This is a genomic window from Companilactobacillus paralimentarius (assembly GCF_963227125.1).
In the GTDB taxonomy this organism is placed as follows: domain Bacteria; phylum Bacillota; class Bacilli; order Lactobacillales; family Lactobacillaceae; genus Companilactobacillus; species Companilactobacillus paralimentarius.
In genome coordinates, this window is the sequence record NZ_OY724131.1 from 1,469,974 (window position 1) to 1,485,285 (window position 15,312).

At 36.3% G+C, this 15,312-nt stretch carries 18 protein-coding genes; 4 read left to right on the top strand and 14 right to left on the bottom strand.

Annotation, left to right across the window (positions count from 1 at the left end; genetic code table 11):
• Nucleotides 1-8: 8 nt before the first annotated feature.
• Genes ACI6PB_RS07075 through obgE form a run of 4 tightly spaced genes read right to left on the bottom strand, consistent with a single transcriptional unit; the run spans nucleotide 9 to nucleotide 4,986 of the window.
• On the bottom strand, nucleotides 9-806 hold the full coding sequence (locus ACI6PB_RS07075) for an SDR family NAD(P)-dependent oxidoreductase (protein WP_404327217.1): 798 nt from the start codon (nucleotides 804-806) through the stop codon (nucleotides 9-11).
• A gap of 14 nt (nucleotides 807-820) precedes the next feature.
• Nucleotides 821-1,747: a ribonuclease Z gene (gene rnz / locus ACI6PB_RS07080; RefSeq protein ID WP_025085311.1), complete on the bottom strand. Its 927-nt coding sequence runs from the start codon at nucleotides 1,745-1,747 to the stop codon at nucleotides 821-823.
• Between the two features lie 20 nt (nucleotides 1,748-1,767).
• Nucleotides 1,768-3,693 carry an acyltransferase family protein gene (locus tag ACI6PB_RS07085; protein ID WP_025085310.1) on the bottom strand — a complete coding sequence of 642 codons (1,926 nt, stop codon included), beginning with the start codon at nucleotides 3,691-3,693 and terminating at the stop codon, nucleotides 1,768-1,770.
• Between the two features lie 12 nt (nucleotides 3,694-3,705).
• Nucleotides 3,706-4,986: a GTPase ObgE gene (gene obgE, locus ACI6PB_RS07090; RefSeq protein WP_193322537.1), complete on the bottom strand. Its 1,281-nt coding sequence runs from the start codon at nucleotides 4,984-4,986 to the stop codon at nucleotides 3,706-3,708.
• Between the two features lie 194 nt (nucleotides 4,987-5,180).
• Here obgE and ACI6PB_RS07095 point away from each other — a divergent pair, with 194 nt between their 5' ends.
• The 3 genes from ACI6PB_RS07095 to ACI6PB_RS07105 are packed head-to-tail and all read left to right on the top strand — an operon-like array spanning nucleotide 5,181 to nucleotide 8,814.
• Complete coding sequence (locus tag ACI6PB_RS07095) at nucleotides 5,181-5,933, top strand: DeoR/GlpR family DNA-binding transcription regulator (protein ID WP_025085308.1); 753 nt, start codon at nucleotides 5,181-5,183, stop codon at nucleotides 5,931-5,933.
• A complete protein-coding gene (pfkB, locus tag ACI6PB_RS07100; protein ID WP_025085307.1) occupies nucleotides 5,934-6,854 on the top strand; it encodes a 1-phosphofructokinase in 921 nt (306 codons plus the stop codon).
• Between the two features lie 19 nt (nucleotides 6,855-6,873).
• Nucleotides 6,874-8,814: a fructose-specific PTS transporter subunit EIIC gene (locus ACI6PB_RS07105; RefSeq protein WP_025085306.1), complete on the top strand. Its 1,941-nt coding sequence runs from the start codon at nucleotides 6,874-6,876 to the stop codon at nucleotides 8,812-8,814.
• Nucleotides 8,815-9,105: 291 nt separating this feature from the next.
• Here the strand turns inward: ACI6PB_RS07105 and ACI6PB_RS07110 are convergent, their stop codons facing one another.
• The 9 genes from ACI6PB_RS07110 to ACI6PB_RS07150 form a co-directional block, all read right to left on the bottom strand.
• Nucleotides 9,106-9,624: an NAD(P)H-binding protein gene (locus tag ACI6PB_RS07110; RefSeq protein ID WP_264372455.1), complete on the bottom strand. Its 519-nt coding sequence runs from the start codon at nucleotides 9,622-9,624 to the stop codon at nucleotides 9,106-9,108.
• 12 nt (nucleotides 9,625-9,636) lie between these two features.
• The gene (locus ACI6PB_RS07115; RefSeq protein ID WP_264372390.1) at nucleotides 9,637-9,765 is read right to left on the bottom strand and encodes a hypothetical protein; all 129 of its coding nucleotides are present in this window, start codon (nucleotides 9,763-9,765) and stop codon (nucleotides 9,637-9,639) included.
• Between the two features lie 12 nt (nucleotides 9,766-9,777).
• The gene (locus ACI6PB_RS07120; RefSeq protein WP_025085305.1) at nucleotides 9,778-10,533 is read right to left on the bottom strand and encodes an SDR family NAD(P)-dependent oxidoreductase; all 756 of its coding nucleotides are present in this window, start codon (nucleotides 10,531-10,533) and stop codon (nucleotides 9,778-9,780) included.
• A 12-nt stretch (nucleotides 10,534-10,545) separates the two neighbouring features.
• Nucleotides 10,546-10,899: a cyclophilin-like fold protein gene (locus ACI6PB_RS07125; protein ID WP_025085304.1), complete on the bottom strand. Its 354-nt coding sequence runs from the start codon at nucleotides 10,897-10,899 to the stop codon at nucleotides 10,546-10,548.
• Nucleotides 10,892-11,323, bottom strand: coding sequence for a cupin domain-containing protein (locus ACI6PB_RS07130; RefSeq protein WP_025085303.1), 432 nt, complete (start codon nucleotides 11,321-11,323; stop codon nucleotides 10,892-10,894). Before ACI6PB_RS07130 ends, ACI6PB_RS07125 begins: the two co-directional genes overlap by 8 nt.
• 31 nt (nucleotides 11,324-11,354) lie before the next feature.
• The gene (locus tag ACI6PB_RS07135) at nucleotides 11,355-11,450 is read right to left on the bottom strand and encodes a hypothetical protein (protein ID WP_234031756.1); all 96 of its coding nucleotides are present in this window, start codon (nucleotides 11,448-11,450) and stop codon (nucleotides 11,355-11,357) included.
• Between the two features lie 89 nt (nucleotides 11,451-11,539).
• Entirely contained in the window at nucleotides 11,540-11,731 is a 192-nt protein-coding gene (locus ACI6PB_RS07140) for a hypothetical protein (protein ID WP_051564185.1), read from the bottom strand.
• 15 nt (nucleotides 11,732-11,746) lie between these two features.
• The gene (locus ACI6PB_RS07145) at nucleotides 11,747-12,385 is read right to left on the bottom strand and encodes an NAD(P)H-binding protein (RefSeq protein WP_056955711.1); all 639 of its coding nucleotides are present in this window, start codon (nucleotides 12,383-12,385) and stop codon (nucleotides 11,747-11,749) included.
• A gap of 9 nt (nucleotides 12,386-12,394) precedes the next feature.
• Complete coding sequence (locus ACI6PB_RS07150; RefSeq protein WP_025085302.1) at nucleotides 12,395-13,138, bottom strand: SDR family oxidoreductase; 744 nt, start codon at nucleotides 13,136-13,138, stop codon at nucleotides 12,395-12,397.
• 355 nt (nucleotides 13,139-13,493) lie between these two features.
• Here ACI6PB_RS07150 and ACI6PB_RS07155 point away from each other — a divergent pair, with 355 nt between their 5' ends.
• Nucleotides 13,494-14,387, top strand: a complete 894-nt coding sequence (locus tag ACI6PB_RS07155) for a LysR family transcriptional regulator (RefSeq protein WP_025085301.1) — start codon at nucleotides 13,494-13,496, stop codon at nucleotides 14,385-14,387.
• 20 nt (nucleotides 14,388-14,407) lie between these two features.
• On the opposite strand, the gene ACI6PB_RS07160 is transcribed toward ACI6PB_RS07155, so the two are convergent.
• Complete coding sequence (locus tag ACI6PB_RS07160; protein ID WP_034544156.1) at nucleotides 14,408-14,950, bottom strand: GNAT family N-acetyltransferase; 543 nt, start codon at nucleotides 14,948-14,950, stop codon at nucleotides 14,408-14,410.
• Between the last annotated feature and the right edge of the window lie 362 nt (nucleotides 14,951-15,312).

Consider the following 15,312-nt stretch of genomic DNA (forward strand, 5'->3'; position numbering starts at 1 on the left):
TTAACCCTCTATTTGCGATTTCCAAGCGTTGAAGCAAAATAATCCCCTAAACTTGGTGCTAATTTATAAAGTACTGCTGCTAATTCCATATAACGAGGACGATTAATTTCACGTTTATTTTTATTAAACGTATTAACTATTTCCCAGGCTAACTTATTCGGATCAAGCACAAAATTCTTCACCGAATCAAGATAATTTCCGTTATGATCAGCTACAGAGAAGAAATTGGTTGCTACAGGGCCTGGATTGATAGTTGTTACAAATACACCTAGTGGTTTCAATTCAAGCCTTAAACCGTCTGAAAACGCGATTACAGCTGCTTTAGTAGCTGCATAAGCTGCCGACTTAGGAGTCGTGATCTTACCAGCCATTGATCCAACATTAAAAATATGTCCGCGACCATTATCAATCATTTTGCTAGCAACTAATCTTGTCATTAACATTAAACCTAAAACGTTCACGCGAAACATCTTTTCAATCTTATCAAAGTCTGTCTCTAAATAATGAGAAAAGTCACCAAAACCTGCAGCGTTAACTAAGACATCAATATCATCAGTGATTTCAAAAGCCTTTGTTACGCCTTCAGTAATTTGTTGTGGGTCACTCATATCAACACTCAAATACTCATGATGAGCACCCTCTGCGCCTACACGGATACATTCGTTCTTTACCTGCAACAATTTATCCTCATTACGAGCTACTAATATCAAATTAGCACCAGACTTGGCAGCATTAATAGCTACATCTTTACCAATTCCGGAAGATGCTCCTGTGACCAAAACTGTCTGATTCAATAAATTAACCATAGTCATCCTCTTTTCTATTTGAATGGAACTTCAAACAAATCAAAATCACTAGCTACTTTAGTATTCTTAAAGATTCTTTGTGCCTCTCTTTGCAAAACTAAAGCACCTCTACCAGTATATCTAGCAGAAATATGTGTCAAAATCAATCCTTTTGCATGACATCTTTTGGCTACTTCTGCCGCCTGTGTAGCAGTCGAATGGAAATAATTATAAGCTAGTTTCTTTTCATCGTTAGAAAAAGTTGATTCGTGAACGATTACGTCTGCATTTTGCGACAATTTATCAATTTCCGGAGTATAGCGGGTATCAGAAATGATCGTAACAACTTTACTTGGCTTATCAGGACCAATAAAGTCATTACCGTTTAGAACCGTACCATCATCTAAAGTAACCGTCTTACCTGCCTTCAATTGACCGAAAAGCGGACCATTGGGAATATTGTACTTTTGTAAATCATCCACTAATAACTCACCAGTTCTTGGTTTCTCAACTACACGATAGCCAAAACAAGTCACCCGATGTTTCAATTCGCCTGCATATACAGTGAAAGTTTTGTCGTTAAAGATTTCTCCGCCATTTTTCATCTCAATGTATTTGATTGGATAACTTAATCTACTACCGGTTACCTTCAAGGAGGTCTCAACAAACAACTTGATTCCAACTGGTCCATATATTTCTAAAGGTGAATTTCCACCTTGATTAGAACGACTAGATAATAAACCAGGTAAACCAAAAATGTGATCCCCATGTAAATGAGTGATAAATATCTTTGTGATCTTTCTTGGCTTAATCGCCGTTTTTAAAATTTGATGCTGTGTAGCTTCGCCGACATCAAACAGCCAGACTTCGTTTCTTTCATCCAGCATTTTTAGAGCTGTACTTGAAACGTTACGACCCTTTGATGGAACGCCAGCGCCTGTTCCTAAAAATTCTAATTCCATAAAAAATTCCTATTCTACTTCTACTTTTTATCCAATGACTTCAAAATTTCCTTAGCCACGAAGGATGTGTAATACATTGAACCGTCCGGATTTGGATGAACATTATCATCATAGAACCAATCAGTATGTCCATTAGAATATCCATTCCAATCAATCACGGTTAAATTCTTATACTTACTTTGAGCTTGGCTTAAAACGCCATTAACTGTCTTTTCCCATGGTCTAGTTGGAACATGGACATTGATCCAGTAAACATGGCGTTGTGGACCAACTAACGACATGATTTGTCCAAGTTGTTGCATATTGAATGGTCCATTAGTTCCTAAACCAATCAAAACATTAGGTGCTAAGACACCCTGATCTTTGTACTTTTGTAAGATATCTAGACTAGCAGTTAATTGACGACTAACTGCTGCATCAACAACGACTTTCTTATCATCAAACAATTTCAAGAAATTATCTGATCCATCAGCCATAACTGAATCACCGACAGCTGTTAATGGTACATCTTTTAATCTCTGCAAGTCGATCTGTGTTAAACCATACTTTTCGAATTCAGTATTAATTGGATGATCTTTAGCAGCCTTTTTATATCTAGCATAATCAGCCGCCGACATCTTACCTGTTGCATTTTGTTTCTTTTTAGCTTTTTTCAAATTCTCAATAGCTTGTTGTTTCTTTTTCTTATTAGCTTTTTCATTCTTATTAATCTTATTAGCCAATTGGCTGTGGTTAACGTTAGGATTTGGTGCACTAACGGCCTTAACCACACTGTAACAACCTGTAATACTGATCAAAGCAATTACTAAAGCCAATACACGTTGAATCCCTGTTGAAGATTTAAAGAAGTTCTTAACATCACTCCACTTAGCATGTGCCAAAGGTTGTTCGACAAACCTGAATGAAAATTCAGTTACTAAGATAATTAAAATAACTTCAATCACCGGATATAAAATCGGATGATCTGCAACATTTTTGAATTTAGATTCAAAAAAGATCATAACAGGAAATTGGTATAGGTATAATCCATAACTTCTTGAACCCACATAATGGAAAACCTTGTTCGATAACAAGCCATTCCATATAGAATCTGGATGGGCCACAACCGCAATAAAGATACATGTTGTAACAGAGAAGATAAACATACCACCACGATAAAGGAATGGATCAGAATCTTTAATTGTAAAAATCATCAACAGCATTAAGGCTAATGACAATAAACCAACAATGTTCAATTTCCATTTATCGGACTTTTTAAGACCCTCTTTTAATTTTTCGGCAGGCCAAACTAATGCCAAACCACATCCCAAAAGGATTGAGAATAATCTAGTATCAGTACCATAGTAAATTCTACTTGGGTCAACGCCCGGCTTAAATAAAATTGCCATCCAAATTGCTGATGCAATGGAAACAATCATAGAAAACCCAAAAATGCGACCCTTTTTAACATGGAATTTACTAAACAAAATCAACAGAATTGGCCAAATAATATAAAATTGACCTTCAATAGACAATGTCCATAAATGTGTAAACGGTGACTCATTGTTAGCAAATCGTTCAAAATATGATTGACCATTAAAAATTTGCCACCAATTGTAAACATTCAAAACATTTGTCACGAAAATCTGATCGAAATGGTATAGCAGGTTCTTTAAAAACAAAACAATGTACGCACCCGATGCCAACAGTACGAATAGCATTCCTGGGTACAATCTTTTTACTCTTCTTAGATAAAAATTACTTAATGAAAATGAACCACCATAATCAACAGTATTAAAAAAATGATCCGTGATTAAGTATCCAGATATCAGGAAAAAAATTGGAACTCCCAAATATCCACCGGAAAAAACATTAGGATTTAAGTGATACATAATAACACCTATAACCCCTAAAGTACGTAGTCCATCAAATCCAGTAATAAATCTTCTTTTCGGTGATTTATTCATTATTTCTAACCCCTAAATAAATTCAAAAGTAAAGTCAAGAATTGTAACTGAATCACCTGATTCGGCCCCTGCCTCAATCAAAGCATCTTCAATACCCATTGACTTCAATTGTCTAGCGAAACGCATAATTCCGTCTTGATGATCCAAATTAGTTCTTTGAAGAAGTAATTCAACTCGATCACCTTTAACCACAAAGCTATGTTCAGCATCTTTCTCAATGGTGAACTGTTTCTTCTCTGGTTCAAAGTTATATTCTTTCGAATCATCAGTTTGTACATCAAAGTGAATTGGTTCTGCTTTGGACAATACTTCACTAGTATGATTCATCAGATCTTTAACACCAGTATGTTGAATACTTGAAATAGGAAAAATATCAACATCAGTATCTAATTTCTTTTTAAATTCTGCCAGACGTTCTTCAGAACCGGGAATATCTAACTTAGTTGGCACAATAATTTCTGGACGTTTTAAAACATTTGCATCATAGTTACCTAATTCTTTACGAATAGCTAAATAATCTTCATAAGGTTCACGGCCATTGTTAGGATCCATATCAACTAAATGTAAGATGACTCTAGTTCTTTCAACGTGACGTAAGAATTGAATTCCCAAACCAACGCCATTAGAAGCTCCTTCAATCAATCCTGGTAAATCGGCAATAACAAAATCTTGTCCATTTTCCAACTTAACCATCCCTAAATTAGGAGACAAGGTAGTAAAGTGATATGCCGCAATCTTAGGTTTAGCTGAAGTTGCTACAGATAATAAGGTAGACTTCCCAACTGATGGGAATCCGACCAAACCAACATCAGCAATCAATTTCAATTCAAGCTTCAAATGTTTTTCTTGACCAGGTTCACCGTTTTCGGCTACTTCTGGTGCTTGGTTCTTAGAGGTAGCAAAGTGAATATTACCACGACCACCATCGCCACCTTTGGCAACAATTAATTCTTGGTTATTCTCAGTCAAATCTCCAACTAATCTACCACTATCTTCATCGTAAACTGATGTTCCTGTAGGAACGACAATGTAAACTGGATCAGCCTTATGACCATACATTCCCTTGATTTGGCCATTTTGACCAGGTTGAGCTTTAAAAATTCTCTTGTATCTAAAGTCCATTAAGGTATTCATACCTTCATTAGCCTTTAAAATTATGTCGCCTCCGCGACCACCGTCTCCACCTGAAGGTCCACCAAGTGGTACATACTTTTCGTGGCGGAAGGCAACAGCGCCGTCTCCACCCTTACCAGATTTTACGGTGATTTTAACGTTATCTACAAACATTAAAATCCCCCTTTCTAAACTTAATTATCATTTCTAAATTTTAGCACAAAAACATACTTCATAATACTTTGAAGTATAATTGATTGTCCAGAAATTTATTAATTGGTTAATATCTTTTGGAAGTTTTTGAAAGATTTTGAGTTTTTATGATTGATTTTGAATGAATATGGAGGTATTATATTTTTTGCGAGGTGATGAAAGTGCTTACTGAAGAAAGACAACAAATTATTTTAGAACAATTAAAAATACATAATATTGTCAAACTCCACGATTTAATTCCATTAACGGGTGCTTCCGAATCTACCTTGCGTCGTGATTTGCAAGATCTTGAGAATTGTCACAAGTTATTACGAATCCACGGCGGTGCTCAAAACGTCATTTCATTACACGAGGAACCAGCGCTTTCTCAAAAAGCAGCTGTACATATCAATGAAAAGAAACTGATCGGTCAAACAGCCGCAAGTTTAGTTAGAAATCATGAAGTAATTTTTTTAGATTCCGGAACTACCATTCAATTCATGATTCCCTACTTAATAGAACATAACGACTTGTTAGTCATTACCAATAGTGTCGATAACGCTTCGATGTTGGCCGATTACAACGTGAACACATTTCTTCCTGGGGGAAAGTTAAAATCATCTACAAAAGCATTGATTGGTGCAAACATTATTCAAACACTTGAAAGGTATCATTTTGATCGTGCTTTTCTCGGCGCTAATGGTTTTTCTATTGATGCTGGTTATACGACACCAGATCCTGAAGAGGCAGCCATTAAAAGTTTGGCAATCACGCAATCGAATCAATCCTATATACTATCCGATAGTTCCAAGTTTTCGCAAGTTAGTTTTAGTCGTTTTGCAACTTTAGATGAAGTTCCATTAATAACAAGTAGGCTATCAGAAAAAGAAGCGAATGCTTTGAAAAAATTTACTAAGATAACGGAGGCAATCTAGTTGATCTATACAATTACAGTTAATCCTTCAATTGATTACGTTCTACAATTGAAGAATTTAAATACTGGCGAAGTTAATCGTACTCAAAACGATGTTAAACTTCCTGGGGGAAAAGGAATCAATGTTTCTAGAATTATGAAGGAACTTAATATAGATTCCACAGCATTAGGATTTATTGGTGGAGCCACAGGCTCAATGTTTGAAGAATTACTTTCTCAACATAATCTCAAGACTTCATTCACTAGAGTTAAAGAAGACACTCGTATTAACGTCAAAATTAACGCTACTGAACAAAATGAAGAAACTGAAATTAATGGTGCTGGTCCTGTCATCAGCGATGATGAGCAAGAAAACTTCATGAATAATTTAAATGAAATTGGTAAAGGCGATATCGTTGTTATGGCTGGAAGCCTTTGCAGAAATCTTAATACTAATTTTTATTTAGATATTGCTGAAAAGATTCAAAAACAAGGTGCTGAATTCATCATTGACACTACTGGTCAAGCATTGTTGGATACTTTACCACTACATCCATTAGTCGTAAAACCAAATCATCATGAACTAGCTGATCTGTTCAAGGTTACTTTCAAAGATGAGCAAGAAATCATTACTTACGCTAGAAAGCTTTTGGACAAGGGTGCTAAGCACGTCTTGGTTTCTATGGCCGGAGATGGTGCCCTGCTAGTTACTAAGGATAAAGCCTACAAGGCAAATGCTCCTAAAGGCACTGTCATCAATTCAGTTGGTGCTGGTGACTCTATGATTGCCGGATTTGCTGGTACATTCATGGAAACAAACGATCCTATCGAGAGCTTCCATATGGGTGCTGCTTGCGGATCAGCTACTGCCTTCAGTCAAGACATAGCTATTAAAGAAAAGATCGACGAAGTTTATAAGGAAATTTCTATTATAGAAATCTAATTGAGGGGGACTCTTAATAATGGACTTAAAGCAACTATTGTTAAAAGACGCCATGATTATGGACTTGAAAGCTACTACTAAAGAGGAAGCCATTGAAGAAATGGTTGATAAGTACTATCAAGTCGGCGTTATTGATGACAAAGAATTATATAAAGCAGATATTTTAAAGCGTGAAGCTCAAACAAGTACTGGTATTGGTGAAGGAATTGCCATGCCACATGCTCGTGATAAAGCCGTTAAACGTGCTACAGTTTTATTTGCTAAAAGTGCTAAAGGTATCGATTATAAATCACTAGATGGCCAACCAGCTTACCTATTCTTTATGATTGCTGCCCCAGATGGTGCTGATAATCTTCACTTGCAGGCTCTTGCTGCACTATCCTCACTTCTAATTAATCCTGAATTGGTTAAGAACTTAAAAGCTGCCAAAACAGCTGACGAAGTTCAAGAATTATTTGATAAGGCCATGAAGGAAAAAGAGGCTAAGGATAAGGCTGACGAAGAGAAAGAAAAAGCTAAAGCAGCAGCTGCTGCTCAAGCTAGTGATTCCGACGAAAAGAAACCTTATGTTGTCGCTGTTACAGCTTGCCCTACTGGTATTGCTCATACATACATGGCTGAAGCTGCTCTAAAAGAACAAGCTGAAAAAATGGGTATCGACATTAAAGTCGAAACTAATGGTTCCGAAGGTGTTAAGCACAAGTTAACTGCCGACGAAATCAACCGTGCTGATGGTGTTATCATCGCTGCCGACAAAAAAGTTGATATGCCTCGTTTCGATGGCAAACACCTAGTTAACCGTCCTGTTAGTGATGGTATCAATAAAGCTGAAGAATTGATTAACTTAGCTGTTGAACAAAAAGCTCCTGTCTTCCATGCCGAAGGTGGTGCTACCGAAGAAAAGGAAGATAGTGAAGAAAAGAAGTCACTTTGGTCAAGAATCTATGCTGATCTAATGAATGGTATTTCTAATATGCTTCCATTCGTTGTTGGTGGTGGTATTCTGATGGCTATTTCCTTCTTATTAGAAAACTCCGTTGGTGCTCACTCACAATGGTTCCTCTTCTTTAATAACGTTGGTAACTACGCCTTTAGTTTCTTGATCCCTGTTTTAGCTGCTTATATTGCCGTTTCAATCGGTGATCGTCCTGCCTTGTTACCTGGTTTTGTTGGTGGTTATATGGCATCACAAGCTACAGCTTCTGTAGTTAGTTCCAAGAGTCCTGCCGGCTTTATCGGTGGTCTTCTAGCTGGTTTCATTGCTGGATGGGTTGTTGTTTTCTTAAAGAAATGGCTCAAGAATTTACCTCATTCACTAGCTGGTCTTAAAACTATTTTGATTTACCCAGTACTAGGGTTGCTCTTTACAGGAGCTATCATGTACTTCGCTGTTGATCCAATCTTCGCCGTTGTCAATGCTGCCATTACTCACTTCCTAGAATCAATGGGTACTGGTAACGCTGTTATCTTAGGTACATTGCTTGGTGGTATGATGTCTATCGATATGGGTGGTCCTTTCAACAAGGCTGCTTACACATTTGCCATTGGTACATTTACTGCAACTCAAGATGGCGCTTTGATGGCTGCCGTCATGGTTGGTGGTATGGTTCCTCCTCTAGCTATTGCGATTGCAACAACATTCTGGAAGAACAAGTTTACTGAACAAGAAAGACAAGCTGGTCTTTCAAACTATATCTTAGGTTTATCATTCATTACTGAAGGTGCTATTCCATTCGCTGCTGGAGATCCATTACACGTTATCGTATCAAGTGTTATCGGTTCTGCTATCGGTGGTGGTTTGACACAACTATGGGGCGTTAATGTTCCTGCTCCTCATGGTGGTATCTTCGTTACACCACTTGCTAACAAACCATTACTTTACTTGTTAGCCGTTGTTATCGGTGCTGTAATTTCTGGTGTTATCTATGGTATTTGGAAACCTGCTAAGAAAAATAATTAATTATATTTCTCTGTTATCTGTAATTTTTTTTACAATGTATTTTATAAATAAATGAAGAATAAAAGCTCTGTTTCTACTGGATAGTTATCGACTATACCACGGAAACAGAGCTTTTTGATTATTCTCTTTTAGAGTCTCTATAAAACGCATAGGTTTACATTATTTGTTGTTTACAGAACACAAAACTAAAATAGCAAGGTCTCCTTTACAAAGAGCTAATGCTAAAGTTTCACTAGAATCTTTTTCATCATATTTTTTGAATTTTGTTATAAATTTCAAACTAAACAACAGTTAAAAATCATGTTCAATTTTCCTAATTTCATCTAACATGTCATCAGTCCCAGGTTTACTAATACCTAGACTCTTCCGGTAATAATCGGTCGGTTGATTAATTATCTTGACTACCAAATCAGCGATACTTTTACGAGATATCATAGTACCTTTAAATGCTTCACCTTTTTGAGTTAATTCATAATCCACTTCATCATCATTTGTCATATATGCGGCACGAATAATCGTATAACTTAAATCGCTAGTTTCGATAATTTTAGCGGCCCAACGAGTATCTTCTTTTGATTCATGACCAACATAATTCTCAACCCAGCTACCAAATGGATCTGGTGTTTCATGGTAGAGACCTGATCCCGTGATCCAGATTAAATCTTTAACGTTACTTTTTTGCATTAACTCAACGATATTCTTTGCATGTCTCTCCATGTTACCGTTCAAATTAACATAAATGATATCTTGGTCTGACATCACTTCATTTAACAAATTACGATCATCAACATCACCGTCAATTAAAGTAATATTTTTAGCATTTTAGAACTTGAATAGTCTTCTAACATTTCTTAAAACTAAAGTCAGATGATATTTCGGATTATTTAACAAATCCTTTTCAACAATTCGAGCAATTTTACCATTTGCTCCTAAAATTAATATTTTTTTCATATTTTCTCCTGATTAATGAACTGTATAACCACCATCGACAGGAATTCCTTGACCAATAATGTAACTAGCGGCATCACTACATAAGAACAAAACTACTTGAGCAACTTCTTCAGGACGAGCTAATCTACCAATTGGAATTTCTTTGGTAAGATCATCCATTGCAGACTTCTCAGTTTGATCCATTCTGGCAACCATAGGCGTTTCAATGATTCCAGGACAAACGGCGTTGATGCGGATGCCATCTTTGGCATATTCCAAAGAACTGCTCTTGGTCAAACCTAGAACACCATGTTTAGATGCATGATAGGCAGTACGTCCGGCAATTCCGACTAGACCACCCATTGATGAACAATTGACGATAGCTCCTTTTGAATCTTGTTTACTCATTTGTTTTAATTCATATTTCATCGAAAGAAAAATACCTTTCAAGTTAATGTTTAAAACATTGTCATATTCTTCCAAAGATAGATCTTCTGTCTTAGTAACGGGACTTTGAATGCCGGCATTGTTATAAGCAAAGTCTAAATGACCAAACTTCTTAACTGTGAAATCAACCATAGCTTTAGTGTCTGCTTCCTTTGAAACATCAGCTTCAAAAGAAACAGCTTCATATCCTTGTTCGGCTAAATTTTTAGCTTCTTTTTTAGGTTCATGTCTTCCAACTAAGACCACTGCCGCACCGGCTTTAGCAAACAAATTTGCTGCACTCAAACCAATACCAGTTCTAGCACCTGTTACAATTACTACTTTTCCATCAAAATTATTCATTTTATTTGCCTTCTATTTTTCTAACTTGAATTCAATTATGGAGTCACCGGTGGATTTAAAGAAATTAATATTGTCCGTAATATGTCCAACAATCTGTAATTGATCGATTATTTCGCCTGTCTGTTTGTAAAAGATCACTAAACTGTGAAGTGGCTTCCAATATCCAATATCACCAACTTCATAACCATCTGTTTTCGCCTTTTTAGCAGGCAATGCATTGGGAAAACGATAGGTCATTTCACGTGAATATAGATTCATCATTTTCACTGATAAGGGCATTCTGCTCATTAATTCCTTAGCAGTATCGCTGTTATTAAAATCTGCGGTTAATTCTTGTCCGTTTAAAGTTATCTTTATTCTAGTCATCGGTTTGGTCCTCCTTGGAGAGTTGGTCATAATCTGCATCTGAAACTGGTTCTTCCCAAATTGGTGTTCCAGCAGTGATTGCAATGTGACTGAACCAACTATCCTTAGTAGCCCCGTGCCAGTGCTTAACACCATCAGGCGTTACTACTACATCACCTGGATGCAACAGACGAGCTTTTTTGCCTTCTTCTTGATACCAGCCCTCACCGCCAGTTACCAAAAGGATCTGATAACCATTGTGATGAATGTGCCAGTTATTACGTGAACCTGGCTTGAAGGTAACGTTACTGACAGTCACATTCACATTTGGATCTTTTACTAATGAATTGTGATAAGTCAAACCAGTAAAATATTTTTGAAATTTTAAATTTTCATCGCCAATAGCGAATAGTCCATTCTTTACTTCATCTTCACTTGTACTCATAATACTTTATGCCCCCATTAATTTTTGGCCGTTAAGTCAATTCCGTTTGTTCAATAATTTTGTTCTTTAATGCTTCTCGAAATTCATTATAGAAAAACTTATTTGATAATTTCATTGTTTCATTCAACGCATAAACCGTTAACGTATAGTTGTGCAGTTTGTCTGGTGGCGTTGGGCCAGGATATATTCATCAGTCACTGGAATATCCGTAACTAATCAATGAATAAATGGGAAAACAGTTCTGGGAACGGCATCATAGTCAGCCAGTGAAATAGCTAAGTATTTCGTATCTTTTGCATTCAAAGTAATTGGAAACGAGATGACCGGCTGATCACTTTGTTTTATTTCTGAATATTTAGTGTATTTATCTGGTAAAAATCCTTGATTCAAACTAACCTTAACTTGCATGTAAACAACTCCTTTTTAATAAAATGAAGGTTTATCCCACTCGGTATTTGGTTCTACGACACCGATACTTTGAGCGGCATACAATTTGGAATCATTGACTATATCAGTGACTAATTTGACAACTGCTTGACGAGTAACTTGAGTGCCTCTCATTGGCTGGCCTTGGGGAACTATTTCATATTTATAATTATTATCTTGGTTGTACAACCAACTCATCCTCAAAAAGGTATATTGCAAACCGCTTTCGTCAATTACGGCAGCGGCTTTTTTAATACTTGTATAATCACCCATCATCCGCGCATTCCATTGACCAAATTTTCCAGCAACTTCATCATAAATACCTAAACCACCGGCAACAATCAAACGTTCTACATGATTATTCTTCATCGCCGCGACTACATTTTTATTAGCATCGATAAAATGACCAGTGGCCATGTAGACAATGTCCTGACCTTTGATAGCAAAGTTTAGATCCTCTAGATTGTTCCAATCACCATCAATGATTGAAATATGCGGATTGTCAGCATATTCGGTCAATCTTCGTCCAGCACGTCTAGCGAAAAGAGTTATTTGTGAATCTGTTTCATTCAATAACATTGGAATCAAATATTTAGAAATATTACTTGTAGCACCTAATAAAATAACTTTTTTCATAACTTTCTCCTAACCTTGCTTTGTTGGGTAAACAGTGAATTCATTGACATTGACATCTTCTGGTTGATCAATAGCAAAGTTAACGACACGAGCAATAGCATCTGGAGTAATACCAACGGATTGATAAAGTTTATCCATTCCTTGTTTAGAACTCTTATCAGTAATGTGTTGTAATAACTCAGTATTGATGGCAGCTGGGTAAATCGTGGCGGTTCTAATGTTAGTTTGTTCCTTAGCACTTTCCATCCGGATTACTTCCATTAGATTTCTGACTGCAAACTTAGTTGCACCATAAACACCCGAACCGATAAAACTCTTTAAACCAGCAACTGAAGAAGTGGTAATAATTTGGCCATGTTTTTGACTTGTAAAATCTGGCATTACAGCGGCCACGCCATTTAAGACACCTTTCAAGTTGACATCGATCATGGCGTTCCATTCATTAGTCTTTAAAGCACTGATTGGTGAAGTTGGCATGATACCTGCATTATTATAAATAACATCGATAGCCCCAAATTTCTCTTTAGCTAAAGCAACTAGAGCTTTCAAATCTTCGGGATCTGTTACATCGGTTACTCGATAAGCAGCTTTGCCACCATTATCGATGATGCTTTGACTGATTTCTTGTAAACGTTCTTCACGTCTAGCTCCTAAAACAACGGCTGCTCCATTCTTAGCTAACAACTTAGCAGTTGCTTCTCCAATTCCTGATGATGCTCCTGTAATTACGACTACTTTATTTTCTACTGACATATTAATGTCCTCCTATTTTTCCTTATTAAAAACATGGTGATAACTAACAGCATTTATTTGACGGTGATTATTTTTATTGAAGACGATTTTTCGCCATCTGTGGATCTTTGATTGCCCTGAACAACGGTTGAATTATCGCTCGGTCCGTATCGAAAACTGATAAATAATAGCAGACCTACAAACACCATTGTTCTAATTAAATATTTAAACTGTTTGTTCATCCCCATTTCTTTTCGTTGTGATTTCTTCTTAATTACAAATACTAGTATAGCCGGGTTATAAAGAATTTGAAGAATCTAAAAGTTGAGGTTGTATCAACCATAGGTTTATACTTGCAACAATAGGAGAATATATCATGGATATAACACAATTACAGACTTTTATCAGAGTCAGCGAGTACGGTAGCTTTACTAAAGCTGGCGAACAAAGTTTCATTTCAGGAACAGCGGTCATGAAGCAGATCAATCGATTAGAGAATGAATTGAACTTACAACTATTTGTTCGGACTGCCACTGGCACAAAGCTCACCATTGAAGGACAGACTTTTTTACCTTATGCTAAACAGATTCTGAATATGTTAGACACCGCTATCGAAGAAACAAGAAAATCTTCCATTATTGGCCAAAATATTATTACTGTGGGAACCTCGATCTTGCATCCGGCTGATCCATTCATGGATATTTGGAAAAAAATAACCGCACAGATGTCAGATTTTCAAATCCGCATCGTGCAGTTACAAGAAGATCTCCAATCCCAAAACCGTGAGTACGCCACCTTGGGAAGAAGTTGTGATTTAATTGTTGGTACATTTGATAATGCCACTTTAAAACAGTCTTTTAAGGCTTTACAACTAGGACAATATGACTTCGGTATTGCCGTCAGAAGTGACAATCCTTTAGCTAAATTGAGTGAAATATCATTCAATGACTTAAAAGGACAATCATTATTGAGTGTTCCGATGGGAATCAGTAACACTAATGATCAGTTACGAAGAATTATTGCAAAAGACCATCCGCAAATAAAAGTAGTCGAAACGAGCGGTCGATATGATATGAATACCTTTAATCAGGCTGTTGAGGAGAATATCCCTTTGATTACCGTTACACCTTGGAAAAGAATCCATCCTAATTTAGTTTCAATACCTTTGAAAACCGACGTTCACGTACCTTATGGTATTTTAACTACCAAATTACCTGGTAGTACTGTTGATAAATTTATGTTGCAACTAAATAAAATTCTAAACAAATAAAAAAATTAAGATTGAAGTTGCTACTGCAAATCTTCCCTAAGTAAACTGTATAAATTCTCATCATGAAAGCCATCATCCAATAACTCATTTTGGCGCAATGTTCCTTCCAAAATAAAACCGGCCCGCTTGGCTACTGCATTACTAGCTTCATTGTCAACAGCCGCTTGGATTATGACACGATTTAGGCCATAATCTTCAAAGCCTAAGTTAGCAATACATTTTACTGCTCTTGTCACGATACCCCTTCCCTGAAACTTCTTGCCCAACCAATAACCAATATCAGCACTGGCTCGTAAATGGTCAAAGTGATTAAAACTGATCATTCCAGCAATTTCATTTTGATACCAAATTACAAGATTCAATGAATCTTTCGTTCCCATATGGCGGTTAGTCATCTGTAAAAATTCAACTTCATCACTTGCCACTTTAGTTAATTGTAACCATGGTAAATAATATTCAAAATATTCTCGTTGCTCGTCTAACAATTTGAATAATTTGGGACCGTCAATTTTGGGTCTTGGTATCGCTAGTTTAATATCGTCTGATACTTCGCAAGATAACATCCACTTACCGCTTCCTTTATTGCCCAACAAGATTTTTGTCATTCCTAAGTAGGCATTTTTTTGAGTTACATTTTTCTTTAATTAATATTATTTTTATTCATTATTTAAGAAAAACCAAAAATTTTAAAAATCTATCTCCTAAAACGTAAGAGATGAAATTTCAGTAATTCAACTCTATTACTGAAACTTTATCTCTTTTCTATTTTTATTAGTTTCTATAATTCTTTTCTCATAATCTAAAATAATCTTCCATAAAACGATTTTTAACTTATCATTGTTTGTTGATATAACGCATTATTTGACGCTTACCCTTAGATTTTGTCTGTTATACTGAAACCACTTACAAACCAACTGGTTTGAAA